The 21,678-nt window shown below is 36.9% G+C and carries 15 protein-coding genes; 5 read left to right on the top strand and 10 right to left on the bottom strand.

All coding sequences use genetic code 11. The features are described from left to right. Positions 1–206 precede the first annotated feature (206 nt). The 5 genes from I6F45_RS05245 to I6F45_RS05265 all read right to left on the bottom strand — a co-directional run bounded on the left by I6F45_RS05245 (position 207) and on the right by I6F45_RS05265 (position 6,088). Positions 207–1,895, bottom strand: coding sequence for a hypothetical protein (locus I6F45_RS05245; RefSeq protein ID WP_165728002.1), 1,689 nt, complete (start codon positions 1,893–1,895; stop codon positions 207–209). Positions 1,896–1,906: 11 nt separating this feature from the next. Beyond that, positions 1,907–2,290 carry a DUF3192 domain-containing protein gene (locus tag I6F45_RS05250; protein ID WP_024591078.1) on the bottom strand — a complete coding sequence of 128 codons (384 nt, stop codon included), beginning with the start codon at positions 2,288–2,290 and terminating at the stop codon, positions 1,907–1,909. Between the two features lie 69 nt (positions 2,291–2,359). Next, positions 2,360–3,133 carry a flap endonuclease Xni gene (xni, locus tag I6F45_RS05255; protein ID WP_197159856.1) on the bottom strand — a complete coding sequence of 258 codons (774 nt, stop codon included), beginning with the start codon at positions 3,131–3,133 and terminating at the stop codon, positions 2,360–2,362. A 10-nt stretch (positions 3,134–3,143) separates the two neighbouring features. Continuing rightward, positions 3,144–4,487 carry a nucleotide 5'-monophosphate nucleosidase PpnN gene (ppnN, locus tag I6F45_RS05260; protein ID WP_007580678.1) on the bottom strand — a complete coding sequence of 448 codons (1,344 nt, stop codon included), beginning with the start codon at positions 4,485–4,487 and terminating at the stop codon, positions 3,144–3,146. 65 nt (positions 4,488–4,552) lie between these two features. Beyond that, positions 4,553–6,088 carry a GGDEF domain-containing protein gene (locus I6F45_RS05265; protein ID WP_165728000.1) on the bottom strand — a complete coding sequence of 512 codons (1,536 nt, stop codon included), beginning with the start codon at positions 6,086–6,088 and terminating at the stop codon, positions 4,553–4,555. Positions 6,089–6,292: 204 nt separating this feature from the next. Between I6F45_RS05265 and I6F45_RS05270 the strand changes: the two genes are divergently transcribed. From I6F45_RS05270 to I6F45_RS05280, 3 genes are all read left to right on the top strand, one after another. After that, positions 6,293–8,080, top strand: a complete 1,788-nt coding sequence (locus I6F45_RS05270; RefSeq protein ID WP_165727999.1) for a M61 family metallopeptidase — start codon at positions 6,293–6,295, stop codon at positions 8,078–8,080. Between the two features lie 180 nt (positions 8,081–8,260). Then, positions 8,261–10,351: a bifunctional diguanylate cyclase/phosphodiesterase gene (locus I6F45_RS05275; protein WP_197159857.1), complete on the top strand. Its 2,091-nt coding sequence runs from the start codon at positions 8,261–8,263 to the stop codon at positions 10,349–10,351. A 98-nt stretch (positions 10,352–10,449) separates the two neighbouring features. Further along, positions 10,450–12,621: a S46 family peptidase gene (locus I6F45_RS05280; RefSeq protein ID WP_197159860.1), complete on the top strand. Its 2,172-nt coding sequence runs from the start codon at positions 10,450–10,452 to the stop codon at positions 12,619–12,621. Positions 12,622–12,745: 124 nt separating this feature from the next. Here I6F45_RS05280 and I6F45_RS05285 read toward each other — a convergent pair whose 3' ends face one another. From I6F45_RS05285 to I6F45_RS05305, 5 genes are all read right to left on the bottom strand, one after another. Beyond that, a complete protein-coding gene (locus I6F45_RS05285) occupies positions 12,746–12,922 on the bottom strand; it encodes a hypothetical protein (protein WP_165722958.1) in 177 nt (58 codons plus the stop codon). A 443-nt stretch (positions 12,923–13,365) separates the two neighbouring features. After that, on the bottom strand, positions 13,366–14,253 hold the full coding sequence (locus tag I6F45_RS05290) for a hypothetical protein (RefSeq protein WP_149603687.1): 888 nt from the start codon (positions 14,251–14,253) through the stop codon (positions 13,366–13,368). Positions 14,254–14,329: 76 nt separating this feature from the next. Next, on the bottom strand, positions 14,330–16,171 hold the full coding sequence (locus I6F45_RS05295; RefSeq protein WP_197159862.1) for an ATP-dependent helicase: 1,842 nt from the start codon (positions 16,169–16,171) through the stop codon (positions 14,330–14,332). Then, on the bottom strand, positions 16,161–17,918 hold the full coding sequence (locus I6F45_RS05300) for an ATP-dependent nuclease (RefSeq protein WP_197159864.1): 1,758 nt from the start codon (positions 17,916–17,918) through the stop codon (positions 16,161–16,163). The genes I6F45_RS05295 and I6F45_RS05300 overlap by 11 nt, the downstream gene beginning before the upstream one ends. A 391-nt stretch (positions 17,919–18,309) precedes the next feature. Continuing rightward, positions 18,310–18,708: a hypothetical protein gene (locus tag I6F45_RS05305; protein ID WP_149603689.1), complete on the bottom strand. Its 399-nt coding sequence runs from the start codon at positions 18,706–18,708 to the stop codon at positions 18,310–18,312. Positions 18,709–19,088: 380 nt separating this feature from the next. On the opposite strand from I6F45_RS05305, the gene I6F45_RS05310 reads away from it, so the two are divergent. Continuing rightward, a complete protein-coding gene (locus I6F45_RS05310) occupies positions 19,089–20,360 on the top strand; it encodes an O-acetylhomoserine aminocarboxypropyltransferase/cysteine synthase family protein (protein WP_197159866.1) in 1,272 nt (423 codons plus the stop codon). Between the two features lie 225 nt (positions 20,361–20,585). Continuing rightward, positions 20,586–21,596, top strand: a complete 1,011-nt coding sequence (gntR, locus tag I6F45_RS05315) for a gluconate operon transcriptional repressor GntR (protein ID WP_197159868.1) — start codon at positions 20,586–20,588, stop codon at positions 21,594–21,596. Positions 21,597–21,678: the final 82 nt, after the last annotated feature.

Genomic DNA, 21,678 nt, shown 5'->3' on the forward strand with positions numbered 1-21,678 from the left:
TGACTTTTCCTTTAAAGAGTTTGATTTGCACATAAATTATTACCCTGAGAGGGTAATCGCTTGTTAGATCATTTATGTGAACGTGCTTGAAAATTTAAGGGCGCATTTATATCAACTTATCACCCATTTTGCTAGTTTATACAAGAAATACTGGGTATACACCAAAGTTATAATGGGTATAAAGACGTTAAATAGGTTTCCATAAATTAAATACTATTAAATAACGCGAGAGATTCTAATTTTTGATTAAAATCAGTTGGGTTTTGCCAATTTAGTATTTTCAGTTGTTCGTTTAATGTTTGCAGTTGCCACGCTGTTAGCGCGAGTTCTGGTTTAAAAACACTCTGGGCAACAATTTTAAGTGTGATCCAGAGTTTATGAGAATCAGTTAAGTGTTTTTTAGGTGTTTGCTCTGCTTCTAAAAGTGCCGTTGTCCATGGGTTGTCACTTAATAAATGAGTAAGCTGTTGCGTTAGTTGCTCGTTATTAATTGAATCTACTCCAAAAAATGAGCAAATAGGGGCACTCAATGTTTTATTTGGTGTGTCGTCAATCAGCGTTTTACGAGAAAGCTGTGTACTGCATTGCGTTAATAAAAAATGAGCATAAGCATATAAAGGTAATGTAATGTGTTCAAACTGGTCGTGTTTATTTTTACTGACTAATAAGGCCATTATTTTCACTAAACCATTTAATCTGTTAGTAACGTAGGCTTGCAGAGGGTGTGGGGTAACATTAACTAATTGCTCAAAAACAACTCTTTGAATTATCGCAGGTGCATTATAATAACCGACCATCGATAAACTATGCTTTAAGTCTTTAGCGGCCTGATGCTCCTTATTATAAGGTTTTACTGCCTCACATAAATTAGCAACTACCTGAGGGTGAGCCGCCATTAGCTGGCTTAGCCCTTTATAGCTATATTCGTGCTGTGACTTAATATTACTTATTAGTTCAAGTAAAGACTGTGCTTTATCAACGCCAACCACACTTTTTGACTTAACATGTTCACTGTTAAACACTTTGAAGCTAATGGTTTTATCAGCGCAATGCCATTGTTTTGGGTTGTCGTTAAGGGTTGCTTTAACGCTAAACCAAGCTAATTTATTTGGATTAGTGTTACTAATTAAAATATGTTTTTGCTGCGCATCAGTCGCTAAATAAATCATGGTTTGCTCGGCATAAAAAACGCGGCTTCCCGGTAATAGTGGCCCCAAATGGGCTATAAGTGATTTGATTAGCTGCAGTGCAAACAAATTTGGTGTGCGAATATACAAGTCAGTAAGTGCTTTAAATAAACTCATGTGTTTATTAGCCGTATTACTAGTAATGTTCATACTAATAATATTTGCTAAAGCAATTAGTGTTATGCCCCCATCGTAAAGCATTATTTTAGGAGCACTTACCAATGCTTGTTTATATTTACTTAACTTAGCTAATAATTGCGTAACGGGTTTGGCAGAATCGCCACTGGATAACATTACTTTAGCAGCTAACTGATGACGCATTTTCCATATGTTTTTATCAGAGTCTTGAAAAGGTGTTTGCTCACAGAGCTTGTTTAATTGCGCTCCAACACATAAATGCTCAATGAGTGAAGCCGCTATGTATAGCTCGCTTAGGGCATTGTTATAGTGTTGAGATTTACAAAGTGCAGCGGTTATTACACTTTGACTAACAACTAAGTTGGTGGCATAAGAATAATTAGGATTATAAAGTGTTAAACGAGCTTGTAATGCGAATGGCTGTTCACTATAGAGCACTCTATATTGCTCAGCTAGCTTACTTGCCATGGGGTATAAGGCTGTCCATTTTTGTTTATTGTTATAATAGCTTAAAAACAGCTGCGTATTATTAAGCAGCTGCTCTAAAGTAGTTGAAACAGCTTCATCCATTAAACCTTCACCTAATTTTGTTCTTGATATTTATTATATGCACTAGGACCCCATAAAAATAGCTGCCCATTTTTAAATAATAACCCAGTACATTCATCCATAGTGGTTATACCGTCAGATGTTTTATGCTGTGTACGGTAAAAAACAATCTGAAATACCTGTTCACCATCTCGTTTGGCATAAGTAAGGTCGGGGCTGCCTAAATAATCAAGCACAGTATTTAGTGTTGTTGGCTGCTCAAGTGATAGTTTTTCGATATAACGTTTATTAAAAGCTTCTCGGTCTTGCCAGATCATAGCCTGAGGATCGTCTTTATAAAAGGTGATCACCAACGCTGCTATCAGTGCATATAGCCCTAAACCTAAGATTAAATATCGGATAAATTTTTTCAATATGGTTTACTCTGACTCCGGTAACTAATAATAGTATACGTTTTGTAATGTTTAGAGGCTATTAACTTGCGACTAATTAAGTCTTAACTGCTTTAAACTAAAGCCTAAATTTATATCGGTGCGTAAACTAACCAAGTGCTTTGAGATTACGTACATATCCATATTAGCGGCTAACTTTGCTTTAATACTCGGGCTTAGAGATTCATCTTCTGCCGCATGCTCAATTGAATGATAGTTATTAACTATTTGCTGCGCAGACTTAGTACCTATTCCTTTTACTCCCGGAATATCATTTGTTTTATCACCCGCTAATGCCCAAAAATCAACGAGCTTATTTTGCTCAACACCAAAACGCTCTTTTATACTTGTCTCATCTAAATAGAGTTTTTTAAAGTAATCATAAACTGTAATGTAGGGGCCTATATAGGGTAAAAAGCCTTTATCAGTAGAGACAACAGTATTAGCTATTTGATTATTTGATGCCTTAAACGCAAGCGTTGCAATAATGTCATCGGCTTCATCGTTAATAGGCTCAAATACAACAATACCGGTTTCTTCTATTGCGGTTTTAAAGTGCTCTAAGGCATCTTTTAGCACTTGAGGCATTGAGGCACGGGAGTGTTTGTAGTCTTTATAAAAATGATAACGCCAGCTTTTGTCACCATCAAATACCGCAATCGCATGGGTTGCATTACTTGTATTTAAAAGCTTTTTACATGCATGAGCTACACGTGCACAGCACGTTTGTATCATTTGTTCATCGCTGTGATGTTTTTGATTAGCGTCAACGGCGTAAATGCGCCTAATTAAATTAAGCGCATCAATAAGAAGTAAATGGGGTTTCAAACTATAAAACTCATGCTTTTATTTTGTAACACGGAATGTATTTGCTGCCAGGGAGTTTCATACGCCCTTGATCAACAAATGCTTGTAATAACGTATCCATATTTTCCATAAGGGCAGGCTCGCCACTTAAAATGTATGGACCGTTTTGCTTAATGGCTTTAACGCCTTCGTCTTTTACATTTCCAGCTACAATACCTGAAAAAGCTCTGCGTAAATTAGCCGCTAATAACTGCTTTGGTTGATCAAGATGTAAATCAAGACTTGCCATATTTTCGTGTGTTGGTGCAAAAGGTTGTTGAAAATCGTTATCGATTTTTAACGTCCAGTTAAAGTAGTAGGCATCGCCTTCACTTTTACGGTAATCACGAACATTGGCCATAGCCGATCTTAGCTTTTGTCCAACTAACTCAGGATTATCAATAATAACTTCAAACTTATCTAATGCTTCTTTACCAAGCGTCATTTCAACAAATTCACACAGCTCTTTAAAGTACGCTTCACTTTCTTTAGGGCCAGTTAAAATCACAGGCAAACATTGTTTGGTGTTATCTGGATGAAGTAATATGCCTAATAAATATAGCAATTCTTCAGCAGTACCTGCGCCACCAGGAAAAATGATAATAGCGTGAGCTGTTCTTATAAAAGCTTCAAGGCGCTTTTCAATGTCAGGTAAAATAACTAATTCGTTAACAATAGGGTTTGGTGGCTCTGCAGCAATAATGCTTGGCTCTGTTAGGCCTAAGTAACGGTTATTGGTATTGCGCTGTTTTGCATGGCCAATAGTGGCACCTTTCATTGGGCCTTTCATGGCACCAGGGCCACAACCAGTACAAATATTTAATCCACGTAAGCCAAGCTCGTAACCCACTTGTTTTGTGTATTTATATTCAACTTCGTTTATTGAGTGTCCGCCCCAGCAAACAACCATACTTGGCTCGCTATTAACACGCAAAGCACCGGCATTTCTGAGCATATCGAATACCATATGAGTAATGGCTTTTTGCTCTTTTAAATCTTTTTCGTATTTTTGACAAATAAACAAAATATCGCGAATAACAGAAAATATATGCTCGTGAATTCCGGTAATTATTTCGCCATCAACAAATGCGGTTTCGGGTGGGTTTTCAAGCTCAATTTTAATGCCTCGTTCGCGGCTTACTAAACGAATATCAAAATCTTTGTATTTGTCGTATATATCGCTACTTTCGTCGGTATGGCTACCTACATTAAGCACTGCTAGTACGCAGTTTCTAAATAACTTATAACGCTCACTAGCAGAAGATTGCTCTAATAAATCAACTTCTAATTGCGACAGTAAATCTAAAACCCCAGTTGGGTTTAACTGTATTAACATAGACGTTCTCCTTACTGCTAAATCGTAAAAAACTACTTGTCATAAAATTTATAATGGCTATGACATTATTTACTGGTACAAAGTCTATCTCGTCCTGAATTTTTGGCCTCGTAAAGAGCATCATCTGCTCGATCAAATGCCTTTAACAGAGTATCGCCTTTTTTAAACTGAGTTGCACCTACCGAAATAGTGATCTCAATTTGTTTTTCTCTAAATTTAAAAGGTATATTTTTAATTACCTTTCTTACTTTATCCAGAGGTAATGTTGCGTTTTCAAGCGACACACCTGGCATTAACAATACAAATTCTTCACCGCCGTAACGCGCTATAAAATCGGACTTTCTTACCGATTTTTGCAACGCTTTTGATATAACCTGTAAGGTAATGTCACCTGCGGTATGGCCAAATCTATCATTGATAGATTTAAAGTGGTCAACATCAATAACCGCAAGCGTAACATCTGATGGCTGCACATTAAACAAATGCATTTCGTGATTGTAACGTTCATCAAATGCAGCTCGGTTAGGCAGTTTTGTAAGCCCATCAAGTAAACTTTTAAAGCGCTGTTCGTTTAAACGTTTTTTATACGTTGTTAACTTATCTTCTAAAGTAATAATTCGTTTGTTTATTTCACTAAAGCTAGTGCTAAGCATTTCTCTGTCTTTTCGTTCTAGCTTTTCTTTTGCTAGAAAATCTTCGCTTAGTGATTTTAATTCGTTATCTACAAGTTCTTTTAAAGATGAGATTGACGTTGCTTTTTGTGTTTGTTCGTTGAGGTTTTTTATTTTTAGTTCAATGCTTTTATTTAACGAATCAAACTCAATACTCATCGATTCTGAGTGTCTACTAGTAGAGACAATAGAATTATGTAGATCTTCGAGGGTTTGATTTAATGAAACTAAAAAGCTTTGTGCAGATTTACGCTCTTTGCTAATGTTTTTTACTACGACTTCAATTATGTTAATCGCAACATCGAGTAATGCATCGATTGTGTCACTTTCTGTAATATTATTTTTTATACTATTAATTTGTAGTGTAGCTTCTTCTTCAAGTATAAGTTCGTTAGCTAGCTCAAGTAGTTTTTTTGCACGAGCCTGTTTTACAGGGCGCTGATTATCGGCTTGAGGGTCTTGCTTAGTTAGCAATGCTTCATGATAAAAAAGAATAAGTTGATCAAGTAGCGGAATATAACCATGGGTTGACTGAACGTTATTAATCTCTTGATCGAGTAAATTTCTCAGGGCTCTGCGAGTATCGTCAGGTAAACCTTTAGTTTTTTGTAACTGTTTACCTGCATTTTGTACACTGTTGAATAAATCACGTTGCTGAGCTTGCTGAATCGATTCTTGATTTTTAAGTAATATCAAAGTTTCACTAACAAGGGGGGAGAGGTCTTCAAAGCTCATACCTTTATTGAGTGCACTTCTAAATTTAGCAAGGCGATTATCTAACTCAATATCAAGCCCTTTACAGCTTAGCGAAAGTTTAGCTGCAAAGTCGCACAAAATATCCACTTGATGTTTGCGTGCACTCTCAATAGCCATACGAGCATCAATTGCTTGTTTGAGTTTTTTATCTGTTGGATTAGATCTTTCAGACACCTAAGCGTACCGCCATCAAATTAATTTTATTATCTTCAGTTTACAACAAATTTTTATTATGTGTAGTTATCTAGTAAAAAACTTAGAAATTTTAATAAGCTACTACGTATAAACTCGTATACGGGGCAATTTGTCGTATTTAATTCACTTTTAAATAGGGGCTTGCTAGTCTTGCAGGCAATTAAGTTTCCACTAAGAGTTTCTATGAAAAAGTTATTAGCCCTATCTATTTTAGCTGCATGTTCAGCACCTGTATTTGCCGATGTAAATTATTCTTTAGAAATTTCGCAACCACAACATCATTTAGGCGATGTAAGTGTTGAGTTTCCAAAAACAGCGCAAGCACATCTTGATATAAAACTTCCTGCATGGCGAACGGGTCGCTACGAAATGCTAAACCTTGCCAATGGCATTCGTTACTTCAAAGCTAAAGATGAAGATGGTAAAGAGTTAAAATGGGAAAAAATTGATCACAGTACATGGCGTGTACACCTTAATGAGCCAACAGAAGTTAATGTTGACTACCAGGTGTATGCAAATGAGCTTGGTAAGCGCGCTCGCCACATTGACGACAGCCATGCATTTATAGATGCATCAGGCTTTTTTATGTTTAGTGAATCATTTCGCCAAGAGCCAGTAACCGTTAATTTAGAAGTGCCTAAAAAGTGGCGCTCTGTATCGGGTATGGATAATTTAAAAGGCAAAAATTCATTTAAAGCAGCAGATTACGACGTACTTGTTGATTCACCAATCGAAACGGGTATTAACCAACTACACACATTTGAAGTAGATGGCCGTGAATACGATTTAGTTATATGGGGCGACGGTAACTACGATGTAGAGCAAATGCTTACCGATCTTAAAAAATTAGTTGCTACTGGTAATGTAATTTGGGATGGCTATCCGTATGAACGTTATGTATTTATGGTACATGCTACGTCGGGTGCTGGTGGTGCTACAGAGCATTTAAACTCTACAATTATTCAACGTCCACGCGATCGATTTGGTAGCCGCGAAGATTACCTAGCCTTTATTAGCACCGCTGCGCATGAGTTTGTTCATACGTGGAATGTTAAAGCATACCGCCCTCAAGGTTTGGTGCCTTACGATTACACGAACATGAACTACTCAAAACTACTGTGGATCGCTGAAGGTTCAACAAGTTATTTTGAAGACCATTTAATGGTTCGCTCTGGTATTGAAACCACAGATGAATTTTTTAAAGTGATGAGCAAAACCATTAATCGCCATTTACAAACACCGGGCCGTGAAGTGCAAAGCGCAAGCGAAACAAGCTTTGATAAATGGATTAATCAAGGTGGCGATCATGCACGTAACTACAGCACCAACATTTATTCTGAGGGCTCGTTACTCTCTTTAGCTTTAGATATCGACTTACTTGAAAAAAGCCAAGGTAAAATAAGCTATCGCGACGTGCACAAAGCACTTTATAACAATCATAAAATGCCAGCCGGTTTTACAGGCGTAGACGTGCTTAATATTTTAAAAGACTTAACAGGGCGTGATTACTCAAGCTGGTGGCAGGAAAATGTAGAATCGCCAGCAAGTATCAACTTTGACGAACTACTTACTAAAGTAGGCTTGAAATTTGAGCGACCAGAAAAAGCAAAAGCGCTTGCAAGTATTGATGCTACCGCTAAAAACACAGGCGAGTTACTTACGTTAAGTTACGTTCGCCGTGGTGGCAGTGCGTGGAAAGCAGGTTTAACTACCGATGATAAAATTGTCGCTATAAACAAACATCACGTAGGTAAAGATTTAAAAACCAGCTTAGAAACGTTTAAAAAAGGCGATAAAGTAACCATTGACTATCTTCGTCGCGATGCTCTTGAAAGCTTAACATTAGTATTATCAGAAGATTTTGATAAGCCTAAAAAAGTAGTTGCTGATAAAGAGGCAACGCCTGAGCAAAAAGCACTATTCAAAGCATGGATTGGCGTGGAACATCCAAATGATGTGACAAAAAAATAAATTCAGTTTTTATAGCGTTTAAATATAGTTAACAATTATTAAAAAAGAGCTTCGGCTCTTTTTTTGTTTTGTATAATGGCGTATATAATGTACATGGAAATTTAATATTAAAATTAAATTTAATTATTATTTAGTATTTCTCTATTATTAAATAAAATTATTTATGGATATAGCCTCAAAATGAAATTAGATAACCCGACTTCAAACTTAACCCATCAATTTGTAATTAACGACTATTTGCATCAGTTATTTGATGCGGTAAATGTTATTTCTGTTCAAGGTTATGACAATGAACGTCGTGTTATTTATTGGAATGAAGGCAGTGAGCGACTTTATGGATATACCAAAGAAGAAGCCATAGGACAAAAAATAGAAGACCTTATAATTCCAGAGCCAATGTGTGAGTTAGTTATTAACGCACATAGTGATTGGGTAAAAAAAGATATAGAAATTCCAGCATCTGAAATTATCTTACAAGACAAAGATGGAAACAATGTATCGGTTTTTTCCAGCCATGTTATGTTTACAAATCAATATAATACAAAACAAATGTACTGTATTGATATTGATTTATCTGAGGTTAAAAAGGCACAAGCGGATGCGTCATTTAATGAGCATATGCTAAAAACTATTTTTGGAGCAATTCCTGACTTATTTTTCTTGATGGAAAACGATGGAACTATTATTGAGTATCATGCCAGTAATGAGACCGACCTCTATACCAAGCCAAAGCAATTTATTGGTAAAAGAATGGGTGATGTCCTCCCTCATGATGTAGCCAAAAAATTTGAAACCTATATCAGCCTTGTATTAGAAAAAGAACAGATGATGAGCTTTAAATACGAGCTAGCTTTGCCCCATGGGCTCGTTTTTTTTGAAGCAAGAATAAATAAAATAACAGAACATAACCAGTTAATGGTTATTATTCGAGATATTACAGAACAGCATAAATCAGATGAAATAATTAGACATCAAGCGTATTACGATAGTCTAACTTTACTCCCAAATCGTTTTTTAGCACTTGATCGTTTGTCGCAATTACTTATTGAAGCACAAAGAAATAACGAGAAAGCGGCAGTACTGTTTTTGGATTTAGATGATTTTAAAAAAATAAATGACTCTTTAGGCCATGAAACAGGAGACAAACTTTTAATTGAATCAGCGCAAAGGCTACAAGAGGCACTGCGAAAAGACGACACGGTAGGGCGCCTAGGTGGAGATGAGTTTATCGTATTACTACGAGGTATAACTGATCACCATGCAGCGCTAAAAATTACTGAAAAACTGGTCAATAACTTTAGAGCCCCTTTTAAAATTGAGGGCCGGGAACACATACTAACAGCGAGTATTGGTGTAGCCATATACCCAGAAAATGGTACAACCGTTGCTGATTTATTACGAAATGCTGACACTGCAATGTATCAAGCAAAATCATATGGTCGTAATACTTATTCATTTTTTACTAAAAAGATGAACGTAATTATTCAGCGCCGACTAGTAATAGAAGAGCAGATGCGTGGCGCCCTTGAGCGTAATGAATTTGAGTTATTCTACCAGCCCCAATTTGACGCCAAAAATAAACACATCATTGGTGCAGAAGCGTTATTACGCTGGCATAACCCTGTGCTAGGTAATGTAACACCCGATGAGTTTATACCTATTGCCGAAAATACAGGATTAATTGTATCTATTGGTAAGTTTGTAATTAGCCAAGCATTACACTTTTTAAACACATGGCAAAGTACCTGCAAACGCCAACAAAAATACACCATGGCTGTTAACTTATCTCCTCGCCAATTTAGAGACGTAGGGTTGCTCAGTTTTATTCAAAACTCATTGAGTGAAGCAAACGTAAACCCCGAAAGTTTAGAGCTTGAAATAACTGAGGGAGTATTGATGAGTTGCCACACTAATGTTGTTGATATACTGACTGAAATTACTGCATTAGGCATTAACTTATCAATGGATGACTTTGGTACAGGTTATTCATCATTAAGTTATTTGAGAGAATACCCTTTTAATGTACTTAAAATAGATAGAAGTTTTATTGATGGTATTGTACTAAACAATGAAGACCGTAATCTCGTAAAGGCAATTATTGCCATGTCGCACAGCTTAGGACTGACAGTGGTAGCCGAAGGTGTAGAAACAAAAGAGCAGCATACATTATTGAACGAATTGGGTTGTGATTTTATGCAAGGCTTCTATTTTAGTAAACCAATACCAGCAAAACAGTTTCTTGATTTTTCGATGAATTTTGATAAAAAGTAAGATTAAACACTCGATTGTAACAATTTATTGCACGGCTATTGACCTTATTGTCCCATCGCGAGTAACCTGTTATAGAAACAAATAAAAAGGATTCTATAATGCGTTTAAAACCTCTTGTAGCTACATTAGTAGCCACATTTTCTTTATCACTTTCAAGTAGTGCCATAGCCGACGAAGGCATGTGGCAACCACACCAACTTCCAGAGTTAGAATCAATTTTAAAAGCCAAAGGGCTTGAAATTGATGTTGAATCTATTTCTAAATTAACCGAATTCCCAATGAATGCGGTAATTAGCCTAGGTGGCTGTACAGCATCGTTTGTATCGCCTAAGGGTTTAGTTGTGTCAAACCATCACTGTGTTTATGGCTCGGTACAATACAACTCAACACCTGAAAACAATATTTTAGAAAATGGCTTTTTAGCTAAAAGTCCTACAGAAGATTTACCTGCAGCGCCGGGCTCACGCGTCTATGTAACAAAAACGGTTACCAACGTAACAGATGAAGTAATTAAAGGTACTAACGAGCTAACAGCAAAAGCACGCTACGATGCACTCGAAAAAAACGAAAAAGCACTAGTAGCACAATGTGAAGCTGATGAAAGCTATCGTTGTAATGTATATTCGTTTCACGGTGGTTTAGAGTTTTACCTAATTAAGTCACTTGAAATAAAAGACGTACGTTTATCTTATGCACCGGCAATGGGCGTAGGTAAATACGGCGGCGATATAGATAACTGGATGTGGCCGCGCCACACAGGCGACTTTGGTTTTTACCGTGCCTATGTAGGCAAAGATGGAAAACCTGCAGAGTACAGCAAAGACAACGTACCTTACGTACCAGACTCTTACCTAAAAGTAAGTGCCAAAGGCGTGCAAGAAGGCGACTTTGTAATGGTTACAGGCTACCCAGGGCGTACTAACCGCTACCGCATTGCAACAGAGGTAGATAACGTATTTAACGACAGTTACCCTAAAGCACGCGTTCATAACTCAAAATACGTGTCGCTTATTGAAGAAAACTCAGAAGACGGCAGTAAAGCGCGTATTGCTTACGAAAGCACCATTGCAGGTTATAACAACTATATTAAAAACTATGGTTCGATGATCGAAAGCTTCAAAAAAGGCACTATGCTTGAGCGCAAAAAACAGTTTGAGCAAGATCTAACACAATGGATCAATAGTGACGGTGAGCGTAAAGAGCAATACGGAAGCGTATTAGGTGAGCTATCTGAGCTAATTGCGCAATCACAAGAGCACAGTGAACGCGACCGTATGTTAGGTTATGTACATCGCTCACAAATGATCAACACAGCACGACGTTTATACCGCTTAGGTTATGAAAAGCAAAAGCCAAATAGCGAACGTGAATCTGGTTATCAAGAACGTGACTTACCTCGCATTAAAGCAGGGCTTGAGCGCATGACGCGCCGTTATGATAGCAAAGTAGACAAAGCTATTTTACTGCACTTTTTAGAACTGTATGCAGCACTTCCAAAAGAAGATCGTTTTAGCGACGTTGATAACGTATTTAAAGTACAAAATGGGTTTGATAAAGCAACCCAAAGCGCGTTACTTGATAGCATGTATGAGCAGTCAAGACTCGATAATGCCACTGTTCGCAATTCATTATTTGAGCAATCGTTTAGCCAGCTAAATCAAAGCCAAGACCCTTTTGTGCAGTACGCTAAAGCAATCTTTAAAGTAATGAAAGCTGAGGAAGATAAATCAAAAGCACTTGCAGGTAAATTACAAGCAGCTCGCCCAGAGCTAATGAGCGCAATAATTGCGTTTAACAAAGCTAAAAACAAACCTGTATACGCCGATGCCAACAGCACATTACGAGTAACCTATGGCACCGTAGGCGGCTACTCACCTCAAGATGGCTTGGTAGCAACACCCTTTACATCGCTTGAAGGGTTACTAGCTAAAAACACCAATGTTGACCCATTTAATGCACCTAAAAAGTTACAAGAGCAAATTAAAGCCAAGCTTTACGGTGATTACACGGGTGGCATGAATACAGTACCCGTTAACTTTTTATCAAATGTAGACACTACCGGTGGTAACTCAGGTTCACCAACACTTAACGGCAAAGCAGAACTTGTAGGCTTACTGTTTGACGGTGTTTACGAAAGTATTATTGGTGATTGGGATTACAACCCTGAGCTTAATCGCTCAATCCACGTTGATTCACGCTACATGCTGTGGGTAATGGATAAAGTAGATAATGCACAAAACTTGTTAGACGAAATGACAATCGTAAAATAAGTAATTAGTGAGATAACAGAAGGGCGCTTACCGTAAAGGAAGCGCCTTTTTTGTTGGTATTTGATTCGTTTATGACTGCTAAGTGCCATGATCGGATAATCGAAACCTTAGTCGCTTGTTATATTTAAATTTTACGCTCAAAGGCTAGATATAAAGTTGCAAATAAAAAACCACTAAAGCCTTTTTCCATTTTTGATAACACCCACCCATCTCTTGCCAACTCGTTTGCTTTAGCGTTTGCTCTATTTAACATACCACCTGTAGCCCAGATTTGAGAAACTGCAATAAACTTATACTCCATGTAACACTCCTTTAAATATAAATGCTTTATCAGAGGACTCTTTCTCTATTTTTAAGCGAAAACGTCCTTATTTTATTAGCTTCTATTAATAGCAAAAAGCATAAGTTATTGCTAGCTATATATATTATGCTTATGATGGGTTATTTGAACATATAAAAAAGGGGGGGAAGTAGTCATTAATTAATTACTCACTCAATGACTAATTCTCGCTCACAGCACGCTTAAGCAAAGTACCACTTGCTGTCATATAAATAGAAATTAGCAAAGACGACCTCATTTTCTTACCTTTTTTGTTGGTGTTTGATTCGTATATTTATGACTGCTAAGTGCCATAAGCGGACGTTTACGCAGCAATAAGCGGTGAGTAATAGTTGGCTAAAATGATGCGAAGCGGAACGAGCAAACTGTAACGAATCCGGCTTAATTGCCTTGTTACATGGCTGTTACTCTACCGCCAAAGATGAGTCTATAAGCTCCTGATAATCATTGATTTTATTTAGGTGGCTTAAGTCATCATAATCGGATATGTCGAGCTTACAATAAACACATTTTAACCTGGTAATAAAATAACCAGTTACAACCTCTTGATTCATGAACTTGTTGTATTCAACTTCAGGCTTGGTATATAGAACAGAAGTCTTATCACAGGCAGGACATACACACTGAAACTTATTAGGCGTTGACAAAATCTGATGTAGCATCTTATCTTTATCTTCAAGATAACCAGGTTTGCTTTTAAGACTTTGCCATTTTCTTTTGTGCATACCAAGTAATATTGAAACTTTATCCGACACTGACTCCTGAAGTGGGTAGCTCAGCAGTGAAAGTCTAGTATCTTGATGCGCTAACAAATTGTGAATATTTAAATTAAACACGTTCGCGACATCCTGAGAAATGGTATAAAAGTCTTTCTTAAGCATTAATTTCATTCTTTCGATATCTAAGTGCTTAAGTTCATTATGTGCAATTATATCTCTGCATTGGGACAAATAAAAAAGTATCGGCTTTTTAGCATGGGCAAATTCAGATACGATTTCAGCCCTTATTAAAGACGTTCTATATGTAATAACATCCTCATTGGGACTATCACTGACTTCTTTAGTTTTATATTTAATTTCGCTTGCGTATAAAGCAGCCACAGAGTTTTTAAATGAAGGTTCCATAAGAATATAAACAGGGTTAATGTCGTATAGGATCGCTTTAAGTACTCTCTCCATTGCTAAAGCAAAAGACATCGTAGCATTGATCACTGTAGCCTTATCCATTTCCGCTTCAATTTGCGTGGCTACTGAACTAAAGAAAATCTTACTGTCTTCAATATATGGATTCAAAACTTACCTCTATAATAATTGTGGTAACAGAAAGTCATGTAATAATTTATTAGTTTGAATTTCATTAATTACTTAATTATTGACAATCATAAGTATTTAGCTTTTTATCTAATTCATCTAAAAAAATACTTTGCCCGTAATTCATTTTATACCCATTTCTGGTATAAAAGTGTTCCGACTTGAAAAAATGAACATCATACTTAGCTCTTGTTAGGGCCACAAAGAAAAGCCGTCTCTTCTCTTGAAGCTCTTTATCTTCAGGGTAATACCAAACTCTTTCTCTAGGCTTATAAACCAATCTAGGAAATACCCCATTATCTAAACCTATAGCGATAACAACATCATATTCACAGCCTTTGCTAGAGTGGTATGTTATAAGATTCAGTTTGTTTGATTTGTCCCTATTATCACCAAGCATCTGTAGATTTATATTATGTAGAACCCCGTCATCTTTTAATGAACTTTGCATTTTCAAAACTTCATAAAAATCATCCTTTGTTTTAGGGTCATCGATGAATACAGAAAAATGTTCAGTAATTAACTTGCTGACAAAGGCTTCAGCTGTTATTAAGTTTGATATATTTTTAGAGCTCCATAAGAATTTGACAAAATTTAGAGCCGCTGAATCAATATCTTCAATAAAATTACGAGTAAGAACAGTAAAAGACTTTATTAGGTCGTTTAAGTAAATACTTTTACCTTGTTCCTTCCAGTCAAATGTAATCCAAGATGCGCAGTCTTCAATGAAGTTTGTCATTGGGTTTTTTCTGTATGGTGCGTTATTATCTATTCGGCTGTAAAACAACCCTCTATCTGTTGCTTTTTGTGCAACTATATCGCCTGTTTTAGCATCTGGGTATAATATTGCGACGTCACTAAGTGTTCTACTTTCTAACAAATCCACGCAAGCTAACGCCTTTTTCAGAGCTTCATCAACTTGCTCTTCTAGTCCATTAGGGCATAAATGGTAATCAATAGTTGCGACTCTATTTTGGTTATGTGCAACCACTCCTTTATTAGCACCAACGAATCCATCCGAAAGATTAACTATATTTTGAGCGGAACGATAGTTAAGTTTCATTTCTACTTTTTCAAAATCACTGCGTTCACTTAGGCTTAAAAGTAATTCAGGGTGCGCCCCTGTAAATCCATAAATAGATTGATCAACATCGCCCACTGCTATTACTTTTACGCCATGTTCAACTAATAACAATACGATTTCATGTAATGGCTTTCCTAAATCCTGATACTCATCTATGACAATAATTGGAAATTTTGCTTTCAAAATATCCCTTATCCACGCATAGTCTTTTATCATCTTTCGAGTGATTAAAATTAGATCATCAAAGTCTACTAAGCTATTACTTCGAAGAAATCGCTCATAGTTTGTGACTAAATTAGCATACAAAATATCATTGCTATTAAAAGACTCATCCCTCTCAAGATAGGACATTCTATAGTTTGTCATAGTTGCGAAACTGCAATATTTTGCGGCTTCACCTATACGGCTTTTAGCGGATTCAAAACTGTCGTTTCGTTGTTTTTCATTGGCAATTGAATATGTAGCGGGTAATTCAGACTCGACTAGGTGCGCTAATGGAGATACGATTTGACTTAAACAAAAGCTGTGAACCGTCCCTACATACAAGTTTTCATTTAAAGATATTCCTATTTTTTTAAACCTTTGCTGTAATTCCCTACAACATTGTCGGCTATATGTTATGCATGCAACCTTTTGATAGTCATTGATTTCTTCATCAAGGATTTTAGCGACCTTTAAGACTAAAGTTTTGGTTTTACCACTTCCTGGTCCGGCAATAACGGCACAATTAGTATTCGAATCATAAGCAGCCTTTTGACCAAACTCATTTAATTGAAGAGCTTCTGTTTTATAAAAACTAGCTACTTTACGTTGCATGGGTAATATACTCAAAAGACGAAATAATATATTGAGGGCACTGTCCATCAGGGAGCCTGTAACTCAACCTTTTAGCAAAGCGCCCTTTACCAATTTCTTGTATGTACCTTAGTAACGCAGGCATATCTACAGGCGTTTGGTTGTTTCTCCAACCTTCAATAATTGGTCCGACACGTTGCCTCTCTCCATGCTCTTCTAACAAAATATCGCATACGATAGTTTTTAAGACTGGAGAGTTAATTAATTCAGTTTCCAGAGTCTGAGAATTCGTAAAAATACCTTGAGCCTGACCTGCTAAAATGATCGTTGCTTCGGGGTTTACACCTGCAACATATGCAGGAACAATCAATTCTAGAAGCTTATCAATTCTTGTTATCCCCAAAGGAACAGGTAGGTTTAAAGGGTCTCGATCTGTAATAATCGTAAATGGTGTACCGATACATTTTAAAAATTTCACATATGGAGCAAAGTTAGTGCCTGCAACTGAACATATTGAAATGCCTTTTTTATCTAGTTCATAGCCAAGCTTATTTGCTAACTCAGGTATTAAAAACTCTTCTGCATCTCCTTCAACTAAAATAACCCCTCGGGCAAAAAGCATTTCTCCTCTTGTTACAGTTAAATATCTACTCATATCTTCAATATCATTTGGACTTAGAGTTGAATTTGTTAAAGAGTAGCCCGCAGTTGAACTAAGGGCACCAATCACATGTTCTTTAAAAACAATCAATGATTGCAACGGTGCGGAACTAGCGATATGAGGAGAATGTGTTGTTAATATGGTGTTTAGATTGGCTTCAGAGTTGTAGAAATAATCAAATAGTAGCCTTTGAATATGAGGATGTAAGTGCGCTTCAGGTTCTTCAATTGCTAAAAAAGTAAACTCTTGCTCACCTTGCTGTATCGAATGCTGCAACTTAAGCAACTTTAGAGTTAAAAATAATATATTTGAACTGCCAGTACTAGCCTGACTTATTGTTCTAAGTCCCGCATCTATCAATAATTGCAATGACCTAACCAATTTACTTATGTCCTGTGGTGCTAACTTCAAGCTAACTGGTGTAACGTGATTAGTACCAACAATAGTTTCAAGCATATTGTTAATGTTAACTGCTATATTATCTATACTAGGAACGCCATCAAGTGCTCCTTGTGTTTGTTCAAACCCAGCGGCAATTGAAACTTTTTGCTGTTCAGTTAAGTTCTCACTTACATCATCTAAAAAAGCTCTTATTGGTGAACGATTACTATTTTTTAACTCTCTTTCACAATCTCTTAAGGCATGAAAAAGCTCCATTTGTAAGCATCTTCGAAAGCTACGAGGAATAATGTTTTCAGTATTATTACCAAGATAAGTATTGTATTCGTAGTCATTAATCGTATGGTTTTCGACGCCATCACGAGGTTTAAATTCATAAGTTATTCTTGCAGTATGAGTTGCAATATTAACTAACCCATCGGCTAAAACTGATAGCATCGTTTCAGAGCTATTTATATTATCAATATCTATTGAAATTTTAATTGTGCTACCAATTTTATTAACACCCAAACCGTCCCAAAAATCGTCAACATCCAAAAATCGGTCTAATTCTGACAAAGAAGGATCAAGTATCAGTCTAAGAGCAAAAAGGAAATTACTTTTACCAACTTTGTTTTCCCCTACAATAACCATATTCCTATTGGTATTAATTTCAAAATTTTGGAAGTTTCTGAAATTCTCTATTTTAACTCTTGAGATATGTATCAATTAAAACTCCTTTTATTTATCTCACTCTGATTTTTAGTAGGTTTACTTAAAATAATCAGAAAATGAAACAACTCTTAATAGTGTGTTCAAAACTAACAGCTTGTTGAGCATCATTTTGGTGGTTTATAACATACTATAACGGCGTATATTATATACTTTGATAATTTCACCAATAATTACCTTTGTAAACAGATAATTAAAAGAGCTAATAATTAAGCATGTTATTTTGCCCCGAAACGGCGTTGAATAATGTTATCGGACAAAATTAAGCCCCTACTCAAAGAAGTAGGGATAAATTTAACTTTTAAATGTCCGCTTATCGCTCTTTGCCGAAGTTCGGCTTAGTTCCATGAGCGGACTGTCGTAACCTTAGACTCTTGTTATATACCTTTTACTTGCCTGCTTTTATTTTAGGCAGTTGCACTTGCAATATAACAAATGCAGGAATCAATGGTAAAAAAGCTAGCCACGATAATGGAGTAACAACCCAAAGCCAGATAAACCAAGCTTCTGCGATAGTTAGTAGGAATAATTTACTAACACGCTTAAAAAGCATTAAGTCACCCATAGCCGCTAAAGGCAAACCAAAACCTAGCGAACCAAATAAGGCTATAGATGGGTGAAGAGTCTCAATTTTAATGTTTTGTATCACTGAAAAATAAAACTCATAGCCATAGCTAAATAGCAAAGGACTCAATAGACAAAACGCCCAAACAGTGCTCCATCTAGCATTACGCTGATGCTTAGAGTGGATTTTGTTTTTTTCTTGAAGCTTGCTCAATGCATCCATTTAACTCGGGCTATCCCTAGGTATATAAAAATTTAATAGTGCGCTTATCGCACATATTTCTGCCGACTTAACGCTCATTTGTCTACTCTATATAGTTTTAACAAATAACCTAAGGTATTACTATCACTAAGTTTTCTAAAATATTTGAGTTAAGTTAAATAGATCAATATGCGCGTGCAGCTCATTTTTATGAATATATGCGCAAAAAGCAGTTTGACCAATCAATTAACTACTATATTTAGCCAATATCAATGACCGCTTATCGCTCCGAGCTGCCATTAACTTTAATCACCTCACCTCAACATCATTTAATATATTTCATGTGCATTTTATAGCCAAGAAGTGCTAGCTTAGTGGTAAATTAATTGAAGGAAATAATTATGAAATTAGAGTCATTAGCACTGCACCATGGTTACGAATCTGAGCCTACGACCAAATCGGCAGCCGTGCCTATCTATCACACTTCTTCTTATACATTTGATAACACGCAGCATGGCGCTGATTTATTCGATTTAAAAGTACCTGGAAATATTTACACCCGCATAATGAACCCAACTAATGCCGTACTTGAACAACGTATTGCTGCAATGGAAGGGGGTATTGGTGGGCTAGCTGTTGCCTCTGGGATGGCCGCTATTACGTATGCTATTCAATGTTTGTGTGAAGTAGGCACTAATATTGTAAGCACCAGCCAAGTATATGGTGGCACGTATAACTTATTTGCTCATACACTACCTAGGCAAGGTATTGAAGCACGCATGATTAAAGCCGATGACTTTACCGCGTTCGAGAATGCAATTGACGACAACACCCGCGCTGTTTTTTGTGAATCTATTGGTAATCCGGCAGGTAATATTGTTGATATTGAACGTTTAGCAAGTATTGCACATAGCAAAGGTGTGCCGCTTATTGTTGATAATACCGTGGCTACGCCGTATTTATGCCGCCCATTTGAGCTGGGCGCCGATATAGTGGTTCACTCACTTACAAAGTATATAAACGGGCACGGTACTGCTATTGGCGGCATGATTGTCGACTCAGGTAAATTTGATTGGAAAGCGAATGCTACGCGTTTTGCAATGATGAACGAGCCCGATCCGTCGTATCACAATGTGGTTTATACCGAAGCTTTTGCTGAAGCTGCATTTATCGGTCGCTGCAGAGTAGTGCCACTTAGAAATACCGGCGCAGCGCTTGCCCCTAAAAACGCATCTGACATTTTAATCGGCCTTGAAACCTTAGGCTTAAGAATGGATCGCCACTGCGAAAATGCACAGCACCTGGCAGAGTATTTAGAAAACCATCCAAAAGTGCTTTGGGTTAATTACGCAGGATTAAAATCAAGCCCGTATAACGAAATGAGTCAAAAAATTACCAGTGGTAAAGCATCCGGTATTTTAAGTTTTGGTATTGCTGGTGGCCTAGAAGCGGGTACTCGTTTTATTGATGCGCTAAACATGATTTTACGCTTAGTTAATATTGGCGATGCTAAGTCGCTTGCGTGTCATCCTGCGTCAACTACACACCGCCAATTAAATGATGAAGAGCTTGCTAATGCGGGCGTAAGCCGCGATTTAATTCGTTTGTCAGTCGGTATTGAAAACATTGTAGATATAATGGCAGATGTAAGCCAAGCGCTCGATAAAGCTTAAAATTACATTAATTAGAAATGCTTGTTCAGCTTTACTGTAAATACAGTATCGTTTGCTAAAAAGGTTTAGGTTTTCTAAACCTTTTTAGCCATTCATTTAGCAACAGTTTAAATACAGGCGGTAGGCTAAATATTTATTACTTTAACCCAAATAAAAAGGGCTAAAAGTAGTGATTTTTCACAATAGTTGGTATGTTACAAGTAACATTTTATTTAATTGTGTGTGATGAAAAAAAACAAACGTTCTTCTCTTCAAGATATTGCCGATGCGGTTGGTGTAACCAAAATGACGGTGAGTCGTTATTTACGTAATCCCGAAAAAGTATCAGAGTCTACTCGCACTAAAATTAGTGCAGCTATTGATACGCTAGGCTACATTGCAAATAAAGCCCCTGATTTACTCTCTAATGCTAAAAGCTACTCTATTGGTGTACTCGTTCCATCGTTAACGAACCACGTATTTGCTCAAGTTATAAAAGGCATTGAAGATGTAACAGGGCCTGCAGGATACCAAACAATGTTGGCCCATTATGGTTACAACCCTGAAATTGAAGAAAAACGGGTTGAGTATTTATTGTCGTACCACGTTGATGGTTTAATTTTATCAGAAACCACACACACAGACAGAACGCTAAAAATGATTGAAATGTCAGGCGTACCTGTGATTGAAATAATGGATACTCATCACTCTCCTATGCAGCAAGCGGTTGGTTTTGATAATGTTAAAGCCGCTTTTGATATGACGACGGCACTTTTAAATAAAGGCTATCGCAATATTGTTTATATAGGTGCAAGGCTCGATGTACGAACACGCCTAAAATTTCAAGGTTATTCAGATGCTATGTTAGCTAAAGGCTTTACGCCTAAAAGTGTGATGACTGATCAAGCTTCATCTTATAGTTTAGGCGCTGAACTTTTACAAAAAGCGCGTACTGACTACCCAAATACTGACTGTTTGTTTTGTACTAATGATGATTTAGCAATTGGGGCTATTTTTGAGTGCCAGCGAAACAATATTTTAGTGCCTAGCCAAATGGGGATTGTGGGTTTTCATGGCCATGATATTGGCCAAGCAATGGTGCCTCAATTAGCAAGTGTAATCACCCCCCGTTATCAGATAGGTAATGTTGCGGGAAGAGAGTTGTTGAGCCGGATTAATTCCGATTTGGATACGAGCATGAATTATGAGCAAGTAATTGATACTGGTTATATAGTTCATCTAGGTGAAAGTGTTTAAATCCTCTAATTATATGAGCCTAATTACCTGAGCCTAAATAACAAAAGGCTCAGGTAATTTTTATATGTGATGATAACTCTAC

This window comes from Pseudoalteromonas sp. SWYJZ19 (assembly GCF_015864375.1).
Taxonomy (GTDB): Bacteria; Pseudomonadota; Gammaproteobacteria; order Enterobacterales; family Alteromonadaceae; genus Pseudoalteromonas; species Pseudoalteromonas arctica.

Bases quoted from the DNA above. Each gene is read 5' to 3' on its own strand.
- I6F45_RS05280 (WP_197159860.1), top strand. From the start codon at position 10,450: ATGCGTTTAAAACCTCTTGTAGCTACATTAGTAGCCACATTTTCTTTA.
- I6F45_RS05275 (WP_197159857.1), top strand. From the start codon at position 8,261: ATGAAATTAGATAACCCGACTTCAAACTTAACCCATCAATTTGTAATT.
- I6F45_RS05285 (WP_165722958.1), bottom strand. From the start codon at position 12,922: ATGGAGTATAAGTTTATTGCAGTTTCTCAAATCTGGGCTACAGGTGGT.
- I6F45_RS05295 (WP_197159862.1), bottom strand. From the start codon at position 16,171: ATGCAACGTAAAGTAGCTAGTTTTTATAAAACAGAAGCTCTTCAATTA.
- I6F45_RS05270 (WP_165727999.1), top strand. From the start codon at position 6,293: ATGAAAAAGTTATTAGCCCTATCTATTTTAGCTGCATGTTCAGCACCT.
- ppnN (WP_007580678.1), bottom strand. From the start codon at position 4,487: ATGTTAATACAGTTAAACCCAACTGGGGTTTTAGATTTACTGTCGCAA.
- I6F45_RS05310 (WP_197159866.1), top strand. From the start codon at position 19,089: ATGAAATTAGAGTCATTAGCACTGCACCATGGTTACGAATCTGAGCCT.
- I6F45_RS05245 (WP_165728002.1), bottom strand. From the start codon at position 1,895: ATGGATGAAGCTGTTTCAACTACTTTAGAGCAGCTGCTTAATAATACG.
- gntR (WP_197159868.1), top strand. From the start codon at position 20,586: ATGAAAAAAAACAAACGTTCTTCTCTTCAAGATATTGCCGATGCGGTT.
- I6F45_RS05305 (WP_149603689.1), bottom strand. From the start codon at position 18,708: ATGGATGCATTGAGCAAGCTTCAAGAAAAAAACAAAATCCACTCTAAG.